This is a genomic window from Lysinibacillus sp. NPDC094403 (assembly GCF_050278745.1).
Classification (GTDB): domain Bacteria; phylum Bacillota; class Bacilli; order Bacillales_A; family Planococcaceae; genus Lysinibacillus.
Window position 1 is genome coordinate 262355 of the sequence record NZ_JBNNTL010000004.1, and the last position, 22537, is coordinate 284891.

A 22537-nucleotide genomic window follows, 5' to 3' on the forward strand; every position below is an offset into this window, starting at 1 on the left:
GCTCATACCACCAATTCCAAAAATATTTCTTCTAGATTGTCTTGAATACCCACTTCCAATTTAGTAAACATCACCTTTGTATCCAAACCATGTTGTATTAGTCGATTAGCATCTGTTTCCAAATTTTCAACATAGATTTTAAAGCCATCTCCACAGCTTTCGATTTTCTTCACATATGATAAGTGTTCAATCATTGTTAACCATTTATAATCTGCCTTTCGAATCATTAAAAAGATAGCTGATTCTTGATGGCGCTTAAGCAACTCTGATTTTGTAGCATCCTCTATTTTGTAACCATTTTTGATCATCACAAAGCGCTCACAAATTTCCTCTGCATCGCTCAATATATGTGTTGATAATAATACAGTCGTTTCTTTTTTGATCTCATTTAATAGATTTAACACTTCCCTTCTCCCTATTGGATCTAGTGCAGATACCGGTTCATCCATAATCATTAAAGCAGGCTTATGCAATAATGCCTGTGCGATGCCAAGTCGTTGCTTCATACCACCTGAAAATGTCCCGACATGAATATGTGCTTCTTTCCCTAAGCCCACTTTTTCTAAAAGTAATGGAATCTCTTTCTGCAATTCGTTTTTTGATATGCCAGAAAGTGTTCCCATAAAGGACAATGTTTCAAATGCTGTCATCCATGAGAAAAAATTAGGATACTGAGGTAAGTAACCAATGTGATTTTTCATAGATGAAATCTTTTGCCCATCAAGAAGAATTTCTCCTTTGTCTGCATTCAGAATGTCAGCAATGATCTGAATTAACGTGGATTTCCCCGCTCCATTTGGTCCAATTAACCCGACACACTCATTAGCATCAATGACCATTGAAAAATCATTCACTGCTGTTTTTGATTTAAACTTTTTCGTAATATTTTTAATCTCTAAGCGCACGTTTATTTACATCCTTCCTACCAATAATGAAGTATAGAACAGAACCGATTGAGTTAAAGAACAAAATAATAATTGTCCACATAAGTATGTTTTCTCGCGTATCTCGGTGCCGATATAAATCGAATAAAGCAACCATGATTAAAACAAATCCTACGAATAAAAATGGCAAAATGATTGGAAGTATGCTTGCCCAATCCAGTTGACTTAAATCATCAAAACCATAGTGTAATTTCATTCCTAAACCCCCATTCATTATCATTATCAATAATGATAACAGAATGTGTAAAAAATTTCATTACCTTTTTACTGTACATCCTAAAAAAAAATATATAGTATATGTTTTGATAATGTTCTCATATTGATAACATTTGATTGTGCTTCCCTTGATTCAATTTGATAGGAGGATCGTTTTTATGCGGAATAAAGCAGAGGTTTTAATGCACCCTGTGAGAATGAAAATTTTACAAGCTCTAATGCACGATAAAGAAGAAGGCTTAAGCACCTTGGAGATGATTTCTATCATAAAAGATGTACCTCAAGCTACTTTGTATCGTCACATCCAAATTTTAATGGATGAAAACATCATAAAAATTGTTAAAGAGCGAAAAGTACGATCTGTTACAGAAAAATTTTATGCATTAAATGAAGGAGCAGAAAAACTTAGTGAGAAGGATTGGACACAACTAACTATCAAACAAAAATTAAATTATGTTTCCAACTATCAATTAGCTCTACTATCTCAATACCAAAATTATTTGCATTCACTTGATGAAGAAGAAAGACTTGCAGATTTAGCAACTTTTTCATTTCTTGATTTGACATTAACGACTGATCAATTTATGAGTTTTGAAAAAGAATTAAACGATTTAATAATTAAATACTATAATATGGCCGACTCAAGCAATGAGACTGAGACAAAAACATTAGCTATAAATATTATTCCAAAACCTTAAGTATCATTTTTAAAGAAATGGAGAAGATGAATGAAAAAAAGAAAGTCAATTGAAAACACACGAAAATTTATCATGATTGTAATAGGCGCTGTCATCGCAGCATATGGACTAGAGGCGGTATTAATACCGAACGATGTCATTGATGGTGGTGTGACGGGGATTAGTATTATGGGAGCACACCTCTTTGGTATTCCATTAGGCGTGCTGCTCTTTGTATTAAACATTCCTTTTATTTATATTGGCTACAAACAAGTAGGTAAAACTTTTGCATTGATGAGTACTGCTGGGATAGCAGCTCTATCTATTTCCACAGTGCTAATGCATAATGTTAAAACAATTTTAGGTCCAAATGATCCGTTATTAGTTGTTTTATCTGGTGGTATGCTACTAGGTGTTGGGATTGGGATTGTCTTACGTAACGGTGGTGCTTTGGATGGCTCTGAAATTTTAGCCGTGTTACTTTCACGTAAGGTTCCATTTTCAGTCGGGGATATTATATTATTTATTAATGCCTTTATTTTCTTAGGGGCAAGCTTTATTTTTGGCTTAGAAAGTGCATTATACTCAGCTTTAACATACTTTATTGCGAAAAACGTTATCGATATTATCCAAGATGGTTTAGAAAAATCAAAAGACGTTCGTGTTGTTAGTGCGAAGTCAGAGGAGATTGGAGATGCTATTCAGGCTCGTTTAGGACGTGGTGTTACATATACAAAAGGGCGTGGCGGTTTTTCCAATGAACCAACTGATATATTAAACTGTGTCATTAACCGTATGGAAGAAAATAAACTTGTGTCGATTATTAAAGATATCGATGAAGGTGCCTTCGTAGTTATTTCTGATGTATCAGAGGTACGTGGTGGAAACTTCAAAAAACGTGATATTCACTAAATAAAAGGTAAAGTAAGACGTTCATGAACTGCACCCCAATTGTTAGATATCTAGCAGTTGTAGGTGCAGTATTTTTTATGACTAAATTTACAGTTGAATTAACATTACGATGGGTTTAGCTTACTGGCAGAAGTCAATTGAACTACACTTTAGCTTTTCTTCTCCATGACACTAATGCCAATGCCCATAAATACGACTGTCATAAATAATAGTAGACTTAAAGGTTGTAGTAGCTCTACATAAGAACTAGCATTAATCGTTTCGCTACTGCGATCGCACTTGTTACCTCATCTTGCAAATCTGTAGGAAAAGCTTTTATCATCACATCGTTTTGAAGCACCTGATTATAAATTCGGTCTAGTTCATGTTGAACCAATTTGGAATTCATAAAATCAACAGCCACCAGTAACTCATAGCCTGTTTCCTATAAAAAAATTGCTACATCAACTTCACCTGTTTCAACTAATTTTGTTGCTTCATCCATATTATAGGTCGTAAATTGGTAATTTTTAATACTTTCTAACTCAGCCAGTACTTGCTTAGTCATTTCCTCACTTAAAGTCGAATGGACAGCAACCGGCTGCTTTGCTTGTTGTCCAATCCCCATAATATACGCATAAAGACAAATAATAATAGTAGTTGCGATTAAAGAGCTAGGCTTTTTTTAATAATAAAAATTTTGTCTTGAGTATATTCATCATGCAATACCACCTCTTCTCGGGAACAATAAGAAGGCGATTGCTGTACAAATCACTGCTACAGCAGTTAAGCTTTCTTTTATTTTCTCTTGTTCTCCAGTCTTTCAGTTAAATCATTAAAGTTTTGGACTACTTCTCGCATTGATGATTTTTTAGCCAACGAAATTCCCTTTTGTATCGATTTAAATGCTTCTTCAAATTTATTTGCTTTGATTTGGGCATCTGCAAGGCAATACCAATAAAACCAGGCATCCATTTCTGAAATTTTATCGTTATAAAACTTTTCGATGATTGGATAGTATTTGGAATATAATTCTTCATCATAAACCAACTTTTCCCCATTCCATTTTAGTACATCCACTAAATAACTATCACCAATATACATTTGCCAAACTGCTATACCGACATTTTGCTTCCCACACACAAAGTCAATTTTATGATAAGGCACATCTGCAATTTTTATGAATGAGTTATCAATCCATTGGAAAACTTGAAGTTCGCTTCCTATTGCTGCACCAATTGTAATACCAAATAAATATTCCTTTGTACCATCACCGGTTATATCCACCAAACCCGAAAAATCCAAATCGACTCCTTGAATTTTAGTTTCCCAAATTTTTCTCCAATCCGAATTGTGTTTTTTTAGCACTATTGATCCAAACTGAGAAGGAGATGGTTGATTTTCTGCTTTAATTTCAAAAGTAAATAATATTTCTTTCTGTCCATCGTGGTCAAAGTCATAGAGTTGAATTGGCAGTGTGGAGGAAGGATTTACAGGGCTTAAAAGTGACGCATTCGATGGCATAAATCGGCTAACAATTTTTATTAAGTCTTCTTTCTGGTGCTCGTTAGCGTGAACAAATATTGGACTAAAACTAACTACAAAGAGTAGCAATAATGTAAGTAGCATTAATTTTTTCATCAATAAGTCCCCTTTTTACAGCCAGATATAACTTCTAGTATTGACGTAATTGGATAAGTAATTCTTTAATAAACTTGCATAATGGGTTCTTATAATCTCTATATAAAATACCTCTTTTGCCGAAAAAGAGGTATTTTTATTGCGTATTGATAAAGTGTACTGCAATTAACTTGGCTTTTTTCTATTATTCACTTATGGCATCCAGCTCTCCGACTTTCACTTTTTCATATTTTAATCCACTAATTAGACATATAGCTCCAACCACTACAACAGCTGTTGCTCCAAATAAGGCATACTGATAGCGATTCGTATAATTGGCTAATGCTCCTGCAAGTGAAGGACCTAACATTTGTCCCAAAGCATAACCAGCAGTTAGGTAACCTAATATTTTGTGACTGTTCACAGGCAATATTTGTCTTGCTAATGTTGTAGCTACAGTAGTAATTCCCATAAACGTTGCTCCAAAAATAAATGCACTTATATAAAGTGTCATTGTATTAGTCGCAAACGCTGGTAAAACAATTCCTAGCCCTTGAATTAACATGGAAATCAATAATGTTCTCACGTAACCGTATCGCTGTGCCAGCGTAGACCAAACAATGCAGGATGGAATCGCTGCAATCCCAACAACAAACCATACAAAGGTAGCATCACCATGAAAGCTTGTTGATTCTTCTGCGATTGACACGATAAAAGTTCCCGTGACAATATAGCCAAGGCCCTCTAAGCTATAAGCCAAAATTAGCCACTTCATCCATGGCGTAGGTGGGACTTTTTGTGACACTACTGTTTGACTTAGTTTCTGTTGTGGATGTTGAGCAACTGGCTTTATGAACATTACAATTAATACAAGCAATACGGCACAAAACAACGCCAAAGCAATCCACGTTCCATTCCAATCAAACATTGCATGTATGGGCGACACAATAACCGCACTTAGGGCAATTCCTGCACCTACCCCACTATAAAAAAGCCCAGATAAATGCGCTTTACCATTCCCAGCTAACTGATCGAGTACAAGGCTAGCAGCAACTACAAAGATCAATGCACTCATAACGCCAGAAATAAAACGAAGTACATACCATGCGATAACAGCATCAGTAAAGCCCATCATAGCCGTTGTCAAAATGCTAATAACGAGTGCTATTTGTAAAAAAGGAATACGTTTTTCCCCAATTTGTAAACGACCAGCCACCAACGCCCCTACTAAGTATCCTAAATAATTACTTGTCGCTAGAAAACCTGCTGTGGCATGACTAAAGTCAAAAGTATCTTGCATATACGGCAAGATAACCGTATATGAAAAACGCCCAATACTCATAGCAATAACTAGTGAAAAAATGCCTCCTACTAAATATTGAACTGTGTGCTTGTGCATATTTTCCCTCCCCTCCTTCTCACTATAACGAAAATTCAGATATCACAAATAGCACGAATTCGTTATAATAGATATCAAATAAATTGATGGCTGGAGGGAATATATGAATATTAATGATCTCTTAATTTTTCGGACAGTCGTACAAACAGGTAGCTTCTCCAAGGCTGCTGTAGAGCTTAATTACACCCAATCCAACATCTCTATGAAAATACAAAATCTTGAGGCCATGTATCAAACAACCTTTTTTTATCGAGGACATCGAGGTATCCGATTGACACCAAAGGGAGAACAGTTTTATGAAATGGTATTAAAAATGCTATATCTCTATGAAAAATCCTTTGAAATACTTCAGGATACAGAGGAAAATAGAGGACTTTTACGAATTGGTTCAATGGAAACGACTGCGGCACTGCATTTACCTACCCTGTTAACTACTTTCCATAAAGCCTATAATCAGGTGGATATCACTATATTGACGAGTCCATCTCAACAAAATATCGAACGGCTAGAAAACTATGAATTAGATGGTGCATTTGTAAATGGACCCGTTTATAAAGAAAATATCCTTGCGAAGGAATTTGTTTGTGAGGAGCTTGTTATCATCACATCTAGCAAGCATAAACGAATTGATAGCCAACGAGATTTAGAGGACAGCACATTTATTACTTTTCCTCATGGTTGCTCATATAGAGCTATTTGGGAGCATTGGTTACGTGAAGACGGTGTGCAACCACAAAAGCGTATGGAATTTGGCACCCTCGATGGAATCATTGGCTGCGTTGCTGCTGGGCTAGGTGTAACATTACTGCCACGTGCAATCGCTCAAAAATATATGGATATTCAGTCACTGTCGCTGCACATACTAGCAACAAAGCAAGCTCAAATCCCAACTTGGTTTATTTATCGCAATGACGAAGTACAATCACCTGCGCTAAAATATTTTCTAGAGACGATTGATGCGTACAAATATTCTTCGATTTAAAGAAGGCTGTCCATCATTTTGATGGTTCTATCCATCACTATTAACATCAAGATATAAAAAAGGAGAAATAAATGGACTTATTTATCGCGAGTAATCGTCAATTACCTATCCGTTATTACGTCAATGAGGCGATTTGGATTCGTCGCGGTTGCTTAAGTTTACATCAATTAACGCTGCCCTTTTTTGTAGAAGTAGAAATAAAAAACCCACATCATTTATTGAAAATTACAGAATATGTTCAAGAAGTCCAAAAACAATATAGCTATACAGAAATTCAAATTATTATTAAAGACAAAAATATTTTAATGCACTTACAAAAGAGCCTCCCCCTCTCTAATGCCAATCATATTCTCACTATTGAGCATTTAATTCGCCCATAAAAAAAGGTAGCATTGCTCTAATGCTACCTTTTTTTATAAAGCTGTAACAGGCAGTTCGATGATAAACTGCAACATTCCATCCGTATACTTCGCGTCAATTTTACCACTATGTAGTTCTACAATGCTTTTAGCAATAGCAAGTCCAAGTCCTGAACCTTCCGCTACACTTGTTCTAGATTGATCTTTTTTATAAAAACGATCAAATAAGCTCGTTAACTCTTCAGATGTAAATTCATTACTTTCATTTGCGACACAGATTTGAACATTACCTTCTTTTCTTTCAAGAGAAACAAAAATCTCACCATCACCTGTACTATATTTAATTGCATTCATTAATAAATTATCAAAAACCCTGACAATTTTTTCAGAATCTACTGTAGCAAAGATCCGCTCCTCCGAGAAATTTTTATTGAATGTACGATGGTTTTCCTCCGCTTGAGGAATCAACTCCTCGATTAACTGATCCAGCAGTTCATTGATACATACATCTTGTTGCCCAAGGATAATACTTTCATTCGTTAGCTTCGTATATTCAAATAAATCATCAATTAGGTTTTTTAACTGTTCGGATTTTGAGAAAGCAATTTTTAAATACTCATCATATTGCTCCTTCGTGTCGTACCTCTCATCTCTTAACAATCGTAAATAGCCCATAATCGAAGTTAGTGGTGTTCGTAGGTCGTGCGAAACGTTGGTAATTAATTCATTTTTTTGTTTTTCAATCCTTCGTTCCATCTCTATATTCGTCATAATGGCTTCGGCCATATGATTGACGTTCTCTGTTAGTAAAGCTATTTCATCTATCCCCTTTTTTTCAATTCGGTAAGTTAAATCTCCTTTTGCGATTTCCTTAACCCCCTCCGCCAACACCTCTATTTGTTTCATTTTTCGTTTCGTTAAATAAAAGAATGACAGGGCAAAAACAGCAAGTCCAATTAATACGGGAAAAGGACCCTCCGTAATGCTTTTAATAAGTACGCCTGTTGGAATACCACTGACAAACAAATATAAATTTTTATCTTCTATAGTTATTGGATAAAAGGCAATAATTTCTTTATGAGATTGCTCGACTGCAGGTATATCATAATTAAAATTATAGAGTGGATTATTGATTGCAAAATCCATTACATGACGAATCTTATTATGTACATCAATTTGTTCCTCTTCCGCTTGCTTTGTTTTATACAAAACTTTCCCGTGCTCATCGGTAACTAACACTTTCAGCGCATACTCTGTCAATTTCAGTTTTTCATTTTCTGCTTCAATCATTTGCAGTATAGTTTCGACACTATTTTCACTAACAGCCAAATCTGCCGCTTGCTTTGCTTGAAAATTTATTTTCTGCATATCTCCACTGTAGTCAATGGTAGGTGTTGGATTCCCAACATACGGTAGAGTAAATCGTGCAACAAGTAAACCAAGAAATGCACAAAGGATAAAGGTTGTTAAAAGTTGAATTCTAATACTTTCCCGAACTTTTGTAATGGCATTCACTATAAATAATTTAAGTTTGCTTAGTAAGTATTTAAATGGCTTAATGATCTTTCTCAATTTTATAACCTACTCCCCATACTGTTTTAATATATTGAGGATTTCTTGGATTTGTCTCAATTCTTTCTCGAATTTTACGAATATGTACCATTACCGTGTTTTCAGACTGTATAGCCTCTTCCTTCCAAACCTTTTCATAAATTTGCTCAGCGCTCATCACAATGCCTTGATTTCTTGCAAATAATTCAAGAATTGAAAACTCCCTTGGCGTAAGCTTCACTTTTTCATTGTTGACGATTACTTCATGTGTGTCTGTATTGATTCGCATATCACCAATTTCTATCTCATTCTCGTCCATCATATCTAAACGATTCATTTTGATATATCTACGAAGCTGAGATTTTATACGCGCAATTAGCTCTAATGGGTTAAAGGGCTTTGTTACGTAATCATCTGCCCCTAAAGTTAGTCCAACGATTTTATCCATATCCTGAGACTTTGCTGACAGCATGATAATTGGCATCTCAGCTATTTCCCTTACCTTCATACACATTTCAATACCATCCACGTTAGGCATCATAATATCTAGGACAATTAAATGTACTTTATGCTTCTTTAAAAGACTTAAGCCTTCCTCTCCATCACTTGCTTCTAGAACATCGTAACCTTCATTTTTTAAATAAATAGCAATAAGATTTCTAATCTCTTTCTCATCATCAACTATAAGTATTGTTTCTTTAGTCATCTAATCCCACCAATTTCAAATTATATTAAAGTATCAGGTATATTAATCAACACCATAACGTGGAGTTGATTTTCCGGCTGGGTGGCGTCCAGTCTCCACTAAAATCACCCTATTCCTGCAATATACTTCCTATCAATAATTATAGTTCCTAATTTTAACTATTTTTTTATTTTTCGTATATAAAAAATAATAGAGACATCCTACAATTCCAACGAAAACGCCAAAATATATACCATATCTTGTAGCAAGTGTGGAAATGTACTCCATATTTTTCCCGAAAAATAAACCAAGTGTAAAGTAAATCAATGTCCAAACAAAACCTGCTGTGTAGTAATACAAAGCGTATTTTTTAAATGACATGTTGTTCATACCTACTACGTATGGAAGTATATGTCTCACAATTGGTATGAAATAGCTTATAACTAAAGCAAAATGACCATACCTATCTATTAGTTCTTTTGACTTTAATAAATATTTAGCCTTTTTCTTTTTCATCAATTTATCAAGTATTTTATGACCAAACACTTTACCAAGGATGAATCCTAAGGAAAGTCCTGAAACCGCGCCAAGATAAGTTATTACAAAAGCTTTCAACACACTCATTTTTTCTAATGACGACAGAAATCCACCACTCATAACGATCAGCTCATCAGGAAGAGGCATACCTACGATGCCTAACCATAAGCTGAAAAATAAAGCAAAATAACCGTATTGCTCGATATATGATAAAAGATCCTGTAACCCCATTAACTAGCCCTCACATTTCCAAGTTTGCAACTTAGCACATAGGCAGGTGGAATGTTTATCCACACTTTTTCATGTGAAATATCCTCAAAATATTTTTGAATAAAGGATTTCCTAACAAGTGAATATTGGAATGTAATAAATTTTCCGTCCTTTAAGCAATCCCTTACATTTCTTAAAATACATGAGGAGATGGCAGGATTCAGAGAGGTAAAAGGTAACCCAGATACGACATAGTCAATTTTTTCGATATTCAACGCTGACATATACATGCATAAATTCTCAGCAGATCCATGTATAACGATTACACTCGGCTCTTGTTCAAATTGTTTACGTAGCTTTTCACAAAAAATCTCATTATTTTCAATAAGAATTAACTTTGTTGACTGCTCTTTTCTTTTCATTAATTCTTTCGTAAATGAACCTGTACCTGGGCCTAGTTCAACAATGCATTGGGCATTTTCAAAACAAATTGTTTCGACCATTTTTTCTGCTAATTTTTTAGAACTTGGTGAAATCGCACCTATAGTTTTTGGATGTTTTATAAATTCAGCAAGGAACGTTATAAATTGCATATATTTTCTCCCCGATCAATGATTATTTGTATACTTTTACTATAAAGAGCATTCCTTAAAGATTTCCGAGGAGATTTCTTAAATTTTTCTTAAGAGTCAGAAAAGGTTTGCATGTCATTGGTTCTAATAATTATTTCCTACACAAAATAGTCATACAATTGCTTCCAGTAGAATAGAAACCTATATAGAAAACATTTAATACTGAACGGAAAAATAAAGTGGGGTGTGAAAGGATGCTTAAACTAACTGATGCAAAAGATATGGTACTCGAAATTGTGCAACATGACCCATTGTTCGTAGTAATACAAAACTCGTCTTTAGAGGAAATACTTTACAATGACGGATATTTAGCACATATTGAGGTAGCAAATTATTATTCTACTTCAGAAGTCGCAGGTTGGTTTGAAATAACGGATGCGATGCTTCGCTATTACATTAAACCATTTGAACAGTATATTTTTGATAATGCTACGAATAGCCCAAACACCAATATTCGCTTGAACCTCCCTGCCATTTTAAGACTTCGCATGATTTTACTATTAAAAGATGAATACCGCGTTAAAGGTTTAAAACTTTTACTAGGGATAGATGACAACGGTCAGCTCATCAAACATCAAATAACTGCAACAACTATGGGTTCTGATGATTTAGTTAATAAAGTTGATGTTCTTGGGAATGTTCTTCAGCAAATGATACAAACAGGACTTTTCAATATTTTCCCAAATGAAGAACGTGAAGTATTACAAGTAACGATAAATCAAGATTTTCTCGCACAAAAAATTCAATTAGTATCCTCAGAATCAAATCTTCAAGTAGAAAAAATTCAAAAAGAAACAGCTGAACTTAAACACGAAAATGAAAATCTACAAAAACAAATTTCAGAACTGCAAGAGCGTAGCGTAAAGGATATTGTTCAAAAAATTCGTGAGCGTCATATTGAAAATGAAATAGTGTCGACATTACGAACAGAAGCATTACAGCAATTTGCGGTGGAAAATAAGGCAGGATTTTTCAGAAAAACTTTCCGTTCCTCTCAAATTGAGATGGAAAAGGAGCAATTTGTGTTGAACTATATTTCGAAGCACCTAGAGGAACGTTTAGAAGTAGCACTAAATAATTATTATGGGGAATAAATATCTTCAAGCTGATACTACATGTAAAGTTATAATCACTAACCAAAGAACATGAATGAGTCTTTTTAAAGAAGCCATTCATGTTCTTTTTTATTGTAATTTATTTTTTGAAAATTAGACTTATAATCATTATAAAGAACAGTCGAAGGGGTGAATTGTATGCCAATGATCGAGGTCAATAATTTAACTAAAATGTTTGGGGATTTTTATAGCGTACAGAATGTGAACCTACAAATCGAAAAAGGTGAAGTGTTTGGATTTTTAGGTCCAAATGGTGCTGGTAAATCTACAACAATACGTCATTTAATGGGCTTCTTACAGCCCACAGAAGGACAGTGTTTCATAAAAGGGTTGGATTGTCGACAATCTACGGCTGAAATTCAAAAATTTGTAGGATATTTACCTGGTGAAATTGCATTTATCGATAAAATGACTGGACTACAATTTATCAAATTTATTGCCCAAATGCGAGGGTTACATGATTTAACAAGAGCTAATGATCTCATGCAATACTTTGAGTTAAATGCCACTGGGCTTATTAAGAAAATGTCAAAGGGTATGAAGCAAAAAGTTGGTCTCATTTGCGCATTTATGCATAATCCAGAGATAGTCATTCTAGATGAACCGACAAGTGGATTAGATCCTCTTATCCAAACAAAGTTTATAGACTTTATTTTAGCTGAAAAAGAAAAAGGAACGACCATATTCATGTCCTCTCATATGATTGAAGAAATTGAGAAAACTTGTGACCGTGTAGCGATAATTAACGCTGGGAAAATTGTAGCAACTGAAACAATTGCTAACTTAAAAAAACAAAAATCTAAAAAGTTTTTAATTGAATTTCAAAGCGAGCAAGAGCTGTCTCGTTTCTTAGGAGAGCAACTTAAAATTGAACAGATTGGCCCAACTCAAGCAATTATAAAAGTTCAGGGTAATGTCCAAACATTACTTCATACACTAGCAGACTATAAAATTAATGACCTCGATATAATTTCACAATCACTTGAAGATATATTCATGCATTATTACGAAAGAGGAGGTAATGAATCATGAACTTTACTTTGCTGAAACATGAGGTTCTTGCTACTGTTAAACTTTTTAGTATTATACTCGCTGTATTAATGCTCTATATCATTAGTATTGTTTATATGTATAACCCTGAAATGAGTAATACTCTTAATAAGCTTACCGAAACAATGCCTGAATTGATGTCAGCATTTGGCATGAGTAACATAGGTAATACGTTAATTGAATTTCTATCAACCTATTTGTATGGATTTTTATTACTCATTCTGCCGTTAGTTTTCATCATTATGTTGGCAAATAAACTAATTATGGGCTATATCGATAATGGCTCCATGGCATACTTAATCGCGACACCGAATACACGTTTTAAAATTGTTTTCACGCAAGCATTTTTTTTAATTGCTAGCATTTTTATTCTGCTCTCTATAACAACTTTGGTTGCAGTTATATTTTCAGAGATTCTATTTCCAAATGAATTGGATATAAGTGCTTTTTTGACTTTAAATATCGGTCTTTTTTTCTTACACTTTGCCATTAGTGGATACTGCTTTTTTGTATCCTGCAGTAGTAAGGATTTAAGAACCTCTTATGCGTATAGTACAGGAATTCCTATTCTATTTTATTTAATTCAGGCGCTTAGTAATATGGGTGGTGCTTTAGGAAAGTTACAGTACTTCACCATCTACTCATTGTTTGCACCTGAAAAATTAATGACTCAAGATAGCTCGTCTATTTGGATGCTAGGGGCATTATTTTTAATCGGGATGCTTTGCTATATGCTGGCTATTCGTATTTTTATTAAACGTGATTTGTATTTGTAACGTGAAAATCTGCTTGCTTTCTTGGAGCAAGCAGATTCTTAGATTTAGAAATATAAATATCATTGCTGCAAAGATGCCAAATCACCAAGGAAACGCAATAACCGAAAATGAATCATTGCTAACTCATCCACGTTTAAACTCTCATCTCCACTGTCTAGCCACTCTTGAATAACACCTAAAATCGCAGAACTTAAAAAAGCTTCGAAATATTGTTGAAACTCTGGGTCAAGTCCTTCTTCTCGAATAACAGAAATTCTGTCCAATATATGATTACTAAAAACTTTCTTCATCCTCTTACTAAAGGCGGGGCTCCCCTGCTCCCCTAAAATAACTCGAAAGGCTGTTGCATGCTCTTTAATATATTTAAACATTGCTATAAATGGTTGATAAAGTTGACCTATTTTTATCGTGTGAAATGCTTCTAGTGGTTGAACGTTTTTTACATAGCTTTCAAGTTCATCTAATAATCCCCTCTGTAAATCCTCCATCACTTCATATTTATCCTTATAATGTAAATAAAAAGTTCCTCGATTTATGTTTGCAGTAATAGCTAGATTTTTTACTGTTACTCGTTCAAAGCCCACTTCCTCTATTTGTATAAGTAATGCATTTTTTATAGCTTGTTTTGTTTCAAAATTCATAATATCGTGAATGGACATTTAGAACCCCCATTTTATTATCACTTTATTCCGATTTGGATTTAGCGATCTTGTTATATGGTTACTTTCATGATCACAACAAGGTCAAAATAGTGTTAGTAATCACAGGCATTACCTTATTTATCGGCATTCTTCTTTATTTATTTCCCTACAGGATTTGGAAATAAACATCTCAATCAATTCCCTAACCTTCAAATTATATAAACAGTACGATTCTGGTAGTTGTTAGCATTTACCTCACTTTTGTTTAAGGTAGGTCCATCAAGCCTCAAAACGAAGTAATCCAAAATCACTTAACACTTTTTATTTATCTGTTTATTGTAATTCCTAATACACTACCTTAAAATTTCAAGTATCAACACTGTGTTTAGTAAAGGAGAGATGGAAATATGGGAAACAATGCAATTTCACTAAACTCCATTGAAAAAAAGTTTCATCAAAAACAAGTAATTGCCCCGCTTTCCTTAGAAATCCCACAGGGACAGCTTATTGGCTTACTTGGTCCTTCAGGCTGTGGGAAAACGACGTTAATTAAAATGATCATGGGAATGATCAAACCCGATAACGGCAATATTCAAGTATTAGATTTTATCGTCCCTCATAAGCAATTACTGACGGATATCGGCTATATGGCACAATCTGATGCACTGTATTTGGATTTAACCGGTGAAGAAAACCTTCATTTTTTTGCTAAGCTTTATCGATTATCAAAAAAAGAGCGTGCTGAGCGTGTAAATTATGCTGCAAGCCTTGTTCATTTAACGGATGATTTAAATAGTAAGGTATTGAATTATTCTGGAGGGATGAAACGGAGATTATCCCTTGCAATTGCTCTTATCCAAAATCCAAAGCTGCTGATTTTAGATGAGCCAACTGTTGGTATTGATCCAGTATTAAAAAAAGAAATTTGGCAGGAGTTAATTCGTTTAAAAAACGATGAGCATAAAACAATTTTAGTAACGACACATGCAATGGATGAAGCAGAGCGCTGTGACCAGTTGGCTATGCTACGCAATGGTCATATCATCGCGTATGGAACACCAGATGATTTAAAAGCTCATTATCAGGCAAAAGATTTTGATGAAGTGTTTTTAAAGGCTGGAGGTGAGGTGCTATGAGAATCGGCGCAGTTGTTACAAGAATTATGCAACAAATGAGACGCGATAAACGTACACTTGCCTTATTATTTTTGGCACCACTTCTTGTGCTTACGTTAATGTATTTTGTTTTTAATAGTAATGAGTCTGAAATGACAATCGTAGTATCAAATGGTCCTGCATCACTAATTGAAAAGCTTGAAGAGGCGGATTTTCATGTTATCGAGAACAATGATTTTACTGCTGCTAGTTTAAAAGAAGAAAAATATGATGGCTGGTTAGCTTTTCATCAAACTCAATTGAAGCTCACATTATTAAATGATGATCCGTCTACAGCTAAGGCTTTAAAGATGAAGCTTTCTCAGGTTTTGCAGCCAGAACAATCTTCAATGATGAAGTTGACGACTGAATACGTATATGGTGATGAAAATACCGCCATTTTTGATATTTTTAGCCCGATGCTGACAGGCTTCTTTGTTTTCTTCTTCGTCTTTTTAATTACAGGTATAGCGTTGTTAAAAGAACGAACTTCAGGAACACTAGAGCGTTTACTAGCGACGCCGATTAAACGTTCTGAAATTGTTGCTGGCTATATGATTGGATATGGATTGTTTGCATTTATTCAAACGATTATTATTGTTCTATTCGGGATTTATGTCCTTGATATCGTGCACGTTGGCTCGATTTGGCTCGTTCTGCTGATCAATATTTTAGTAGCACTTGTTTCATTATCTTTAGGAGCTCTTTTATCAAGTTTTGCTGCTTCAGAGTTTCAAATGATGCAATTTATCCCGCTTGTCATTGTACCGCAAATTTTCTTTTCTGGTATTTTCCCACTTGATAATATGGTGGAGTGGTTGCAAAATATTGGTCGTATTATGCCACTATACTATGCCGCTGACGCGTTGAATGGGGTTATGTATAAAGGATATTCCTTTAGTGAAATTCTAGTGGACTTAGTGATTCTTGCTTGCTTTGCTCTTGTATTTATTACATTAAATATTGTAGGTCTAAAAAAATATCGCTCATTATAATCAAAAGGGTCTGCTCAACATTGGGCAGACCCTTTTTATAAACTAACCAAAAATAGAAAATTACACCAATTTCTATTAGCAATAGAACAAATATTCATCTATACTAAATTTACAGTTACTGGTCTTGGACTTTGTACATCAGAAGTATGGATCATCTCCATAACGTGTGGTTGATTTCCGTTCCGACTGGGCGCTTTGTCGCTGCCGCTACGTTAGCACTACGCTTTCGCACAGAGCAAAGCTTCCTGGGGGCGTCCGATGAGCCGCTTCACTCGCAGAGCTCGCTCCAGGGTCTCATCTGTGACGCTGATCCCCAAGGAGTCGCCCAGTCTCCACTCCAATCAACTTATATACAAAGCCTACGTCTTAAAAAATGTCACCCACAACTTTTGGTGATGAACCGTAAGTATACATATATAAAAATAACAGTGATTTAGAATAAGAAATCGTAAAATAAAGGTGTGTAATGATGAATACGATTATGGAAATCCAGAACATCTCTAAACAGTATAGAGGTAAGAAAATATTAGAGAATGCTACATTTGCTATTTGTGCCAATCAAATTATAGCTCTTGTAGGAAAGAATGGGTCAGGTAAGAGTACCCTTCTTAAAATTATTGCGGAATTAGTCGATGCTGACAGTGGTTCTATAGTAAAACATCGACAATCTTTAAAAATTGGCTATGTGCCAGAAGTAACACCTTCACATATTTTGTTTACACCTGAAGAATATCTTTATCATATGGGCAGCATTCGAGGTATGACAAAAAAACAACTACAGCAAAGAATAAATGACTTACTTGAATTATTTCATTTACAAGAAGCTCGGAACATTCGGATTGTTAACTTTTCTAAGGGTATGAAGCAAAAGGTTATGATTATGCAGGCAATGCTTGAAGACACAGATCTGCTAATCTTAGATGAACCATTATCAGGACTCGATTCCAAGGCACAGAGCGATTTAGAAGAAACCCTCTCTATTTTAAAGGACAAAGGGTTAAGTATTGTTTTAACATGTCATGAAACAAAATTACTGCAGCATCTTGTTGATACAGTTCTTGTTATTCAAAGTAATAAGGTTATTCTAGCTGATACATTAAATAAAAAAGATATACCACAAAATAAATTAATGTTCGAAATTTCAAGCATGAAATTATTAGATAACCTACTACCTTTTCTTGAAATTCAACAACAATCCCTTTTAAATAATGGTTCTCATAAGATAATTGCCATTATTAAGGCCGAAGATACAGATCAGGTATTATTAGATCTCCTACAGAAAAAAGCCTCTATTAAACAATTAATCCCAATCAATCAGAAGGAGGAACAATTTTATACCCATTTTTAAGGAGGAATAGACGCTACCATGACTAGTTTATTGCGCTATCAATTTATCAATTATTTAAGAACCTATCAATATGTTCCACCTTTTTCAATTTTCGTTTTATGTCTTGTTGTAAACTATACCTTTACACCGAATCCAATTTTAAATAGCTATTCGTTTACAGCTATTATTCTCTTTTTTCTAATGGGATGGTTTACAGTTACACTATTTCACGCAGAAGATGAAGGACAAAAAGTAATTACAACTCTTCATGCAAAAAGTCGAACACAATACAATTTAGCAATTTTTATGATTTGTGTACTAATTGGTTTATTCTTAAGCTGTGTATCAGTAATCTACCCTACTCTCATTGGCGCCTTTGGAGAAAAACCAAGATTTATACATCAATTACTTGGATTCCTCTCTCATTTTAGTTTATCTGTACTAGCTATCGCACTTTCAGCTATATTTACTAGAGAACTCGTTAAAAACAAGCAAAATACTTGGTGGGGTGTACTTGGTATCTTAATTGTTTCTGTCGTTATCGCTACTTTAAAAGAGACAATTCTTCAAATCAAGGGACTAGTTTGGCTGCTTCCACCTGTCCGTCTTTCACTGGAAATGATGAGTTCGGAAGATTCTATAACGTCAATACCGAACATTTTTTATTGGCAATTTGTTTGGATTTTCCTCTATGCAATCTTAGTCATAATATTGTTCTTCCTCCTTTCGAATCGAAAAAGGAGATAAATTTCTAAAGAAGGAGCGTTCTTATGGTTAACAAAGCCAAGGTGCTAATTATAGAAGATGAAAGTGCTATTGCAAATATCTTAAAGGACTACTTAAGCGTCAACCATTTTGACCCTCACATCGTTAATACTGGTCATGAGGCAATCCAATATATGAAGGCAACCTATCCAGACTTCATCATTCTTGACCTTTCTCTCCCGGATTGCGATGGTATCGAATTATGTCGTCAAATTCGTGAAAATAGTAATGTTGCTATACTAATTTTAAGCGCCCGTAACAGTGACACCGATAAAGTTCTTGGCTTGGGATTCGGTGCAGATGATTATATGACAAAGCCCTTTTCTTTAAGTGAGCTTGTAGCAAGAATAAATGCCCATTTACGAAAACAGAATAGATGGCTACAGGAAAATGTGAGCCAGATGGATATTATTCAAATCGATCATATGGAAATCAATAAAAATGAATATACTTTTTCACGTCATAAAAAGCACGTTCCTCTATCAGCTAAAGAATTTGATCTACTATTTTTTCTAATGAAAAATCGTAATCAAGTTTTCTCTAAAAATCAGTTACTCGATGCTATTTGGGGCTATGAGACATATGGTGATGAAAATACGATAACCGTTTACATTAGACGTCTACGCGAAAAAGTTGAAAACGATCCATCTTGTCCTTTTTATATTCAAACTGTTTGGGGCGTTGGCTATAAGTTTACTACTCAAAATCATTCGTAGGAGGCACAATGTACTTAAAAAATTGGATGAAGAAATGGTTATGGTCGACACTAATCTGTGTTTTACTATTGTTTATTTGTTTCCTCACACTATTTTTCACAAATTTTAATCGCAATGAGGAACCACAAAATAAATACGTCATCAATCAAATTCGTTTAAAAGTAAATGAACTATTATTGTACATAGAAGACCATTATACAAGTATTGAGCAGAATCCAAATTTACGCAATTCCCTACAAGAAATGAGCAATAGCGAAGAGATAGATATTACTGTTGTTCGATTAGATGGGAAAGTTATTTTTAATTCAATCCAAGGAGACATGTCAAAGTTTATCAACTTAAAAGAGGATTTACATTATGATTTATTTACGTCTCAACAACAACCGGGGATCATTAAAATCGCATTTCCAATAATTAGTAGTACGAATGAACAACTAGGTAACGCTATTTTCACCATTGATCAAGATGAACTCTTACCAGCAAAAAAGTCTAGCCCTAGCAACTTTGTTATTTTATTTCTCAGTGGTTTTTTATGTTTTTTAGTTATATTGCTTGCCTTGTACATTGTAAGGAAGTCTAACAAGGAGATCTTACTTCCTTTAAATCATTTGAAAAAAAATACCGAAGAAATTGTTAAAGGAAATTATGAACAAAATACTGTATATTCGCGGGCAAATGAAATCGGTGAATTGTATGCAGTGTTTGATCAAATGCGCTTAGAAATAAAAAATCTTACTATACAACGTGATGAACAAGAAGAAAATCAAAAAAAGCTTATTTCTAGTATTTCGCATGAAGTAAGAACTCCTCTAACAACAATAAAAGCTTATTTAGATGCTATTTCTGAGGGAATTTGTCCTGATATGGATTCGCTTATGTCGTATATCCAAATCATGCAAACAAATACTGAAAAAATGTCCAGATTAATTAATGATTTATTTATTCATACTTTGAAAGAGCTTGGACATATCCCAGTTAACTTAACAGAGCAATATAGCAAAGATGTTTTTACGAATATTTTGTATCCAATTCGTCATTACGTCCAAACGGCCGGCATTCATTTTATAGAGCCAGAGTCTATCCCTAATGTACTTACTCAAGTAGATGAGCATCGACTTGAACAGGTACTTTCAAACCTTATTACGAACGCACTAAAGCATACTACTAAAGGTGATTCAATAACAGTTTCTATCAATATAGAAAATCAATTACTAAACATTAATGTCATAGATAATGGTAATGGAATGCTACCTGAGGATATGCCTTTTATTTTCGAACGCTATTTCAGAGGTATTCAAGCTACAGGTGAAACTGCTGTTAAAAATGAAGGAGCCGGACTCGGATTATCTATTTGCAAGCATATTATGGAAGCTCACAATGGTTCCATTTCATTTAAAAGTAAGCAAAATGTAGGAACAACATTTACATTAACCCTTCCTATTATTTAAATTTCTCAAGAGGATAATTTCAAAAAATTAAGAATATAAGTAATGAAAGTCAGAAAAGATTGGAGAGTTCAGACATGATTCAAGACATAGGGGAATATGTAAAATATTTAGATGGTGTTCATAAACGAACGATGCAATATATGAAGGCAATACCTGATGAACTTTTAGATTGGAAGCCCTCAGAAGATAAATTTTCTATAGGTGAATTATTGCGACATATTGCATCGGCTCGTTTGATGTTCCTCGGAATATTTGAACACAGCTCGTGGACGTACGCAGGACATGATACTAGTAAGGGGGCTACTCTTGAGGATATTTCAAATTATTTAGAATCATGTCAAACTAAATTAACAGAGGGGCTATTGAAAATTGGTAACGGTTTGTTGTCAAAAAAGGTTTTAACCCTTCATGGTCATGAAGTAAGTGCTTGGAGAATACTTATGTCGATTCCCGAGCATGAAATCCATCACCGCGGACAAATCTCTACATATTTACAAATGAACAAGATTGAACCGCCTCAAATTTTCGGATTAAAAATTGAGCAGGTAAAGACAAAATAATTTATGAAAGAGCTTTGGACATCATCTTATATCCAAAGCTTATTTTTGTTTTTATATAAAATTTCGCTGTGTTATTCCTACTGATTATTAGTTCTCCACCAATCACTTTTTACGGGCTGTTAATACGGGATAATATATTATTTTCAAATCTACAAATATGTTGTAAGAATTTATTAATAATTTAATAAGGACCTTATAATAATTCCCCCTTACACTAAAAGTAATACATTTGAAGGAGGTATTCTCGTGGATAAAGAAGTACTTATTCGTGCTCAAAATCTATGTAAGACATATTCCACAGGGAGTGAGCAATTTCATGCAATAAAAAATATTAATATTGAAATATATAAAGGAGATTTTACAGTCATTATGGGAAACTCCGGTTCGGGTAAATCGACACTGCTTTATCTTTTAAGTGGTCTTGATTCCATTACGACTGGTGAAGTTTATTTTCATGGAGAAAGGCTGGATACATTTACCGAACAGCAGTTAGCTACATTTCGCTCTAAAAAAATTGGATATGTTTATCAAAGTAGTAATCTCGTCCCGGATATGACATTGCTAGAAAACATCACCCTCCCAGGATATATTGCAAAATATCCTAAAAAAGATGTGATAAAAAAAGCGGATATGCTATTAAATAAAATGGGGCTTGAAAAGCAACGAAATCGTTTACCTTCGCAAACCTCTGGTGGACAACAACAAAGAGCTGCTATTGCTAGAGCATTAGTCAATGACCCAGAAATTCTGTTTGCAGATGAACCAACTGGTAGTTTAAATTATGATCATGGTGTAGCTGTCCTAGATATTTTAACGGATATAAACAAAAAGGGTCAGTCTGTAGTAATGATTACACATGATATAAAAGCTGCCTGTCGTGCTAATCGGCTTATTATCATTCAGGATGGAAAAATTGGAGGTATTTTAAACTTCGATCAATACGATGATGCTAGCATACAAGAACGTGAACATATTATATTTTCTTTTGTCGCGGGAAAGGAGTAAAAAATGCACGCAATTATTACTCTTTGTTTTGCACATATCAAGAAAAGAAAAATACAAAATGTACTATTAGCTAATGTGGTACCCAAGTCAAGGACAAACTAAAAAAAGAGATTAAGCAGCTAAGAGATGGTTTCTGTATTGTACAGGAGCCATCCTTTTTAGATTCCATTGATAACGATAATTATTATAATAGACCATATAGTGATTGATTTTCGCTTTTAGTTCCTCAAGTGTCTTCAAGGAGCTAAAGTCTACTTCGTCTTTAAAATGACCGAAAAATGA

At 34.4% G+C, this 22537-nt stretch carries 27 protein-coding genes; 15 read left to right on the forward strand and 12 right to left on the reverse strand.

Annotation, left to right across the window (positions count from 1 at the left end):
* Positions 1-2: 2 nt before the first annotated feature.
* Both ACQKMV_RS09795 and ACQKMV_RS09800 read right to left on the reverse strand, forming a co-directional pair.
* Positions 3-905 carry an ABC transporter ATP-binding protein gene (locus ACQKMV_RS09795; protein ID WP_427503664.1) on the reverse strand — a complete coding sequence of 301 codons (903 nt, stop codon included), beginning with the start codon at positions 903-905 and terminating at the stop codon, positions 3-5.
* The gene (locus tag ACQKMV_RS09800; RefSeq protein WP_427503665.1) at positions 889-1140 is read right to left on the reverse strand and encodes a PLD nuclease N-terminal domain-containing protein; all 252 of its coding nucleotides are present in this window, start codon (positions 1138-1140) and stop codon (positions 889-891) included. The genes ACQKMV_RS09795 and ACQKMV_RS09800 overlap by 17 nt, the downstream gene beginning before the upstream one ends.
* 178 nt (positions 1141-1318) lie before the next feature.
* Here ACQKMV_RS09800 and ACQKMV_RS09805 point away from each other — a divergent pair, with 178 nt between their 5' ends.
* Positions 1319-1858: a helix-turn-helix domain-containing protein gene (locus tag ACQKMV_RS09805; RefSeq protein ID WP_427503666.1), complete on the forward strand. Its 540-nt coding sequence runs from the start codon at positions 1319-1321 to the stop codon at positions 1856-1858.
* Positions 1859-1888: 30 nt separating this feature from the next.
* Positions 1889-2749, forward strand: coding sequence for a YitT family protein (locus ACQKMV_RS09810; protein ID WP_427503667.1), 861 nt, complete (start codon positions 1889-1891; stop codon positions 2747-2749).
* A gap of 235 nt (positions 2750-2984) precedes the next feature.
* Here ACQKMV_RS09810 and ACQKMV_RS09815 read toward each other — a convergent pair whose 3' ends face one another.
* The 4 genes from ACQKMV_RS09815 to ACQKMV_RS09830 form a co-directional block, all read right to left on the reverse strand.
* Entirely contained in the window at positions 2985-3137 is a 153-nt protein-coding gene (locus ACQKMV_RS09815) for a hypothetical protein (protein WP_427503669.1), read from the reverse strand.
* Between the two features lie 36 nt (positions 3138-3173).
* Positions 3174-3356 carry a hypothetical protein gene (locus ACQKMV_RS09820; protein WP_427503670.1) on the reverse strand — a complete coding sequence of 61 codons (183 nt, stop codon included), beginning with the start codon at positions 3354-3356 and terminating at the stop codon, positions 3174-3176.
* 170 nt (positions 3357-3526) lie between these two features.
* Positions 3527-4369, reverse strand: coding sequence for a hypothetical protein (locus ACQKMV_RS09825; RefSeq protein WP_427503671.1), 843 nt, complete (start codon positions 4367-4369; stop codon positions 3527-3529).
* Between the two features lie 184 nt (positions 4370-4553).
* The gene (locus tag ACQKMV_RS09830; protein ID WP_427503672.1) at positions 4554-5747 is read right to left on the reverse strand and encodes a YbfB/YjiJ family MFS transporter; all 1194 of its coding nucleotides are present in this window, start codon (positions 5745-5747) and stop codon (positions 4554-4556) included.
* Positions 5748-5850: 103 nt separating this feature from the next.
* Here ACQKMV_RS09830 and ACQKMV_RS09835 point away from each other — a divergent pair, with 103 nt between their 5' ends.
* Both ACQKMV_RS09835 and ACQKMV_RS09840 read left to right on the forward strand, forming a co-directional pair.
* A complete protein-coding gene (locus tag ACQKMV_RS09835; protein WP_427503674.1) occupies positions 5851-6729 on the forward strand; it encodes a LysR family transcriptional regulator in 879 nt (292 codons plus the stop codon).
* Positions 6730-6800: 71 nt separating this feature from the next.
* Positions 6801-7109, forward strand: coding sequence for a hypothetical protein (locus ACQKMV_RS09840; RefSeq protein ID WP_427503675.1), 309 nt, complete (start codon positions 6801-6803; stop codon positions 7107-7109).
* A gap of 33 nt (positions 7110-7142) precedes the next feature.
* Here ACQKMV_RS09840 and ACQKMV_RS09845 read toward each other — a convergent pair whose 3' ends face one another.
* The 4 genes from ACQKMV_RS09845 to ACQKMV_RS09860 form a co-directional block, all read right to left on the reverse strand.
* Positions 7143-8660 carry an ATP-binding protein gene (locus tag ACQKMV_RS09845; protein ID WP_427503676.1) on the reverse strand — a complete coding sequence of 506 codons (1518 nt, stop codon included), beginning with the start codon at positions 8658-8660 and terminating at the stop codon, positions 7143-7145.
* The gene (locus ACQKMV_RS09850) at positions 8644-9345 is read right to left on the reverse strand and encodes a response regulator transcription factor (RefSeq protein WP_427503677.1); all 702 of its coding nucleotides are present in this window, start codon (positions 9343-9345) and stop codon (positions 8644-8646) included. The genes ACQKMV_RS09845 and ACQKMV_RS09850 overlap by 17 nt, the downstream gene beginning before the upstream one ends.
* 132 nt (positions 9346-9477) lie before the next feature.
* On the reverse strand, positions 9478-10092 hold the full coding sequence (locus ACQKMV_RS09855) for a DedA family protein (RefSeq protein WP_427503678.1): 615 nt from the start codon (positions 10090-10092) through the stop codon (positions 9478-9480).
* Positions 10092-10664 (reverse strand): class I SAM-dependent methyltransferase, encoded by a 573-nt coding sequence (locus ACQKMV_RS09860; protein WP_427503680.1) that lies wholly within the window; start codon positions 10662-10664, stop codon positions 10092-10094. The genes ACQKMV_RS09855 and ACQKMV_RS09860 overlap by 1 nt, the downstream gene beginning before the upstream one ends.
* A gap of 233 nt (positions 10665-10897) precedes the next feature.
* Between ACQKMV_RS09860 and ACQKMV_RS09865 the strand changes: the two genes are divergently transcribed.
* The 3 genes from ACQKMV_RS09865 to ACQKMV_RS09875 all read left to right on the forward strand — a co-directional run bounded on the left by ACQKMV_RS09865 (position 10898) and on the right by ACQKMV_RS09875 (position 13644).
* On the forward strand, positions 10898-11797 hold the full coding sequence (locus ACQKMV_RS09865) for a hypothetical protein (protein ID WP_427503681.1): 900 nt from the start codon (positions 10898-10900) through the stop codon (positions 11795-11797).
* A gap of 165 nt (positions 11798-11962) precedes the next feature.
* Positions 11963-12850 carry an ABC transporter ATP-binding protein gene (locus ACQKMV_RS09870; protein WP_427503701.1) on the forward strand — a complete coding sequence of 296 codons (888 nt, stop codon included), beginning with the start codon at positions 11963-11965 and terminating at the stop codon, positions 12848-12850.
* Complete coding sequence (locus ACQKMV_RS09875; protein WP_427425350.1) at positions 12847-13644, forward strand: ABC transporter permease; 798 nt, start codon at positions 12847-12849, stop codon at positions 13642-13644. The genes ACQKMV_RS09870 and ACQKMV_RS09875 overlap by 4 nt, the downstream gene beginning before the upstream one ends.
* A gap of 59 nt (positions 13645-13703) precedes the next feature.
* On the opposite strand, the gene ACQKMV_RS09880 is transcribed toward ACQKMV_RS09875, so the two are convergent.
* Complete coding sequence (locus tag ACQKMV_RS09880; protein ID WP_427503682.1) at positions 13704-14303, reverse strand: TetR/AcrR family transcriptional regulator; 600 nt, start codon at positions 14301-14303, stop codon at positions 13704-13706.
* Positions 14304-14692: 389 nt separating this feature from the next.
* Here ACQKMV_RS09880 and ACQKMV_RS09885 point away from each other — a divergent pair, with 389 nt between their 5' ends.
* The 8 genes from ACQKMV_RS09885 (at position 14693) to ACQKMV_RS09920 (ending at position 22255) form a co-directional block, all read left to right on the forward strand.
* Positions 14693-15421 carry an ABC transporter ATP-binding protein gene (locus tag ACQKMV_RS09885; protein WP_427503684.1) on the forward strand — a complete coding sequence of 243 codons (729 nt, stop codon included), beginning with the start codon at positions 14693-14695 and terminating at the stop codon, positions 15419-15421.
* Positions 15418-16434: an ABC transporter permease gene (locus ACQKMV_RS09890; protein ID WP_427503685.1), complete on the forward strand. Its 1017-nt coding sequence runs from the start codon at positions 15418-15420 to the stop codon at positions 16432-16434. The genes ACQKMV_RS09885 and ACQKMV_RS09890 overlap by 4 nt, the downstream gene beginning before the upstream one ends.
* Before the next feature lie 481 nt (positions 16435-16915).
* A complete protein-coding gene (locus tag ACQKMV_RS09895) occupies positions 16916-17782 on the forward strand; it encodes an ABC transporter ATP-binding protein (protein WP_427503703.1) in 867 nt (288 codons plus the stop codon).
* Between the two features lie 18 nt (positions 17783-17800).
* On the forward strand, positions 17801-18508 hold the full coding sequence (locus ACQKMV_RS09900) for an ABC transporter permease (protein ID WP_427503687.1): 708 nt from the start codon (positions 17801-17803) through the stop codon (positions 18506-18508).
* Between the two features lie 23 nt (positions 18509-18531).
* Positions 18532-19242 (forward strand): response regulator transcription factor, encoded by a 711-nt coding sequence (locus ACQKMV_RS09905; protein ID WP_427503688.1) that lies wholly within the window; start codon positions 18532-18534, stop codon positions 19240-19242.
* An 8-nt stretch (positions 19243-19250) separates the two neighbouring features.
* Complete coding sequence (locus ACQKMV_RS09910) at positions 19251-20690, forward strand: ATP-binding protein (protein WP_427503689.1); 1440 nt, start codon at positions 19251-19253, stop codon at positions 20688-20690.
* A gap of 74 nt (positions 20691-20764) precedes the next feature.
* The gene (locus ACQKMV_RS09915) at positions 20765-21250 is read left to right on the forward strand and encodes a DinB family protein (protein WP_427503691.1); all 486 of its coding nucleotides are present in this window, start codon (positions 20765-20767) and stop codon (positions 21248-21250) included.
* A 246-nt stretch (positions 21251-21496) separates the two neighbouring features.
* Positions 21497-22255 (forward strand): ABC transporter ATP-binding protein, encoded by a 759-nt coding sequence (locus ACQKMV_RS09920; RefSeq protein WP_427503693.1) that lies wholly within the window; start codon positions 21497-21499, stop codon positions 22253-22255.
* Between the two features lie 111 nt (positions 22256-22366).
* Here the strand turns inward: ACQKMV_RS09920 and ACQKMV_RS09925 are convergent.
* On the reverse strand, positions 22367-22537 hold a 171-nt coding region (locus ACQKMV_RS09925), incomplete at its 5' end, for an IS3 family transposase (protein WP_427503704.1).

Bases quoted from the DNA above. Each gene is read 5' to 3' on its own strand.
- ACQKMV_RS09830 (WP_427503672.1), bottom strand. From the start codon at position 5,747: ATGCACAAGCACACAGTTCAATATTTAGTAGGAGGCATTTTTTCACTA.
- ACQKMV_RS09825 (WP_427503671.1), bottom strand. From the start codon at position 4,369: ATGAAAAAATTAATGCTACTTACATTATTGCTACTCTTTGTAGTTAGT.
- ACQKMV_RS09890 (WP_427503685.1), top strand. From the start codon at position 15,418: ATGAGAATCGGCGCAGTTGTTACAAGAATTATGCAACAAATGAGACGC.
- ACQKMV_RS09820 (WP_427503670.1), bottom strand. From the start codon at position 3,356: ATGGGGATTGGACAACAAGCAAAGCAGCCGGTTGCTGTCCATTCGACT.
- ACQKMV_RS09900 (WP_427503687.1), top strand. From the start codon at position 17,801: ATGACTAGTTTATTGCGCTATCAATTTATCAATTATTTAAGAACCTAT.
- ACQKMV_RS09895 (WP_427503703.1), top strand. From the start codon at position 16,916: ATGGAAATCCAGAACATCTCTAAACAGTATAGAGGTAAGAAAATATTA.
- ACQKMV_RS09910 (WP_427503689.1), top strand. From the start codon at position 19,251: ATGTACTTAAAAAATTGGATGAAGAAATGGTTATGGTCGACACTAATC.
- ACQKMV_RS09865 (WP_427503681.1), top strand. From the start codon at position 10,898: ATGCTTAAACTAACTGATGCAAAAGATATGGTACTCGAAATTGTGCAA.
- ACQKMV_RS09810 (WP_427503667.1), top strand. From the start codon at position 1,889: ATGAAAAAAAGAAAGTCAATTGAAAACACACGAAAATTTATCATGATT.
- ACQKMV_RS09880 (WP_427503682.1), bottom strand. From the start codon at position 14,303: ATGTCCATTCACGATATTATGAATTTTGAAACAAAACAAGCTATAAAA.
- ACQKMV_RS09835 (WP_427503674.1), top strand. From the start codon at position 5,851: ATGAATATTAATGATCTCTTAATTTTTCGGACAGTCGTACAAACAGGT.
- ACQKMV_RS09805 (WP_427503666.1), top strand. From the start codon at position 1,319: ATGCGGAATAAAGCAGAGGTTTTAATGCACCCTGTGAGAATGAAAATT.
- ACQKMV_RS09850 (WP_427503677.1), bottom strand. From the start codon at position 9,345: ATGACTAAAGAAACAATACTTATAGTTGATGATGAGAAAGAGATTAGA.
- ACQKMV_RS09800 (WP_427503665.1), bottom strand. From the start codon at position 1,140: ATGAAATTACACTATGGTTTTGATGATTTAAGTCAACTGGATTGGGCA.
- ACQKMV_RS09885 (WP_427503684.1), top strand. From the start codon at position 14,693: ATGGGAAACAATGCAATTTCACTAAACTCCATTGAAAAAAAGTTTCAT.
- ACQKMV_RS09915 (WP_427503691.1), top strand. From the start codon at position 20,765: ATGATTCAAGACATAGGGGAATATGTAAAATATTTAGATGGTGTTCAT.
- ACQKMV_RS09855 (WP_427503678.1), bottom strand. From the start codon at position 10,092: ATGGGGTTACAGGATCTTTTATCATATATCGAGCAATACGGTTATTTT.
- ACQKMV_RS09905 (WP_427503688.1), top strand. From the start codon at position 18,532: ATGGTTAACAAAGCCAAGGTGCTAATTATAGAAGATGAAAGTGCTATT.
- ACQKMV_RS09840 (WP_427503675.1), top strand. From the start codon at position 6,801: ATGGACTTATTTATCGCGAGTAATCGTCAATTACCTATCCGTTATTAC.
- ACQKMV_RS09875 (WP_427425350.1), top strand. From the start codon at position 12,847: ATGAACTTTACTTTGCTGAAACATGAGGTTCTTGCTACTGTTAAACTT.
- ACQKMV_RS09815 (WP_427503669.1), bottom strand. From the start codon at position 3,137: ATGAATTCCAAATTGGTTCAACATGAACTAGACCGAATTTATAATCAG.
- ACQKMV_RS09870 (WP_427503701.1), top strand. From the start codon at position 11,963: ATGATCGAGGTCAATAATTTAACTAAAATGTTTGGGGATTTTTATAGC.
- ACQKMV_RS09860 (WP_427503680.1), bottom strand. From the start codon at position 10,664: ATGCAATTTATAACGTTCCTTGCTGAATTTATAAAACATCCAAAAACT.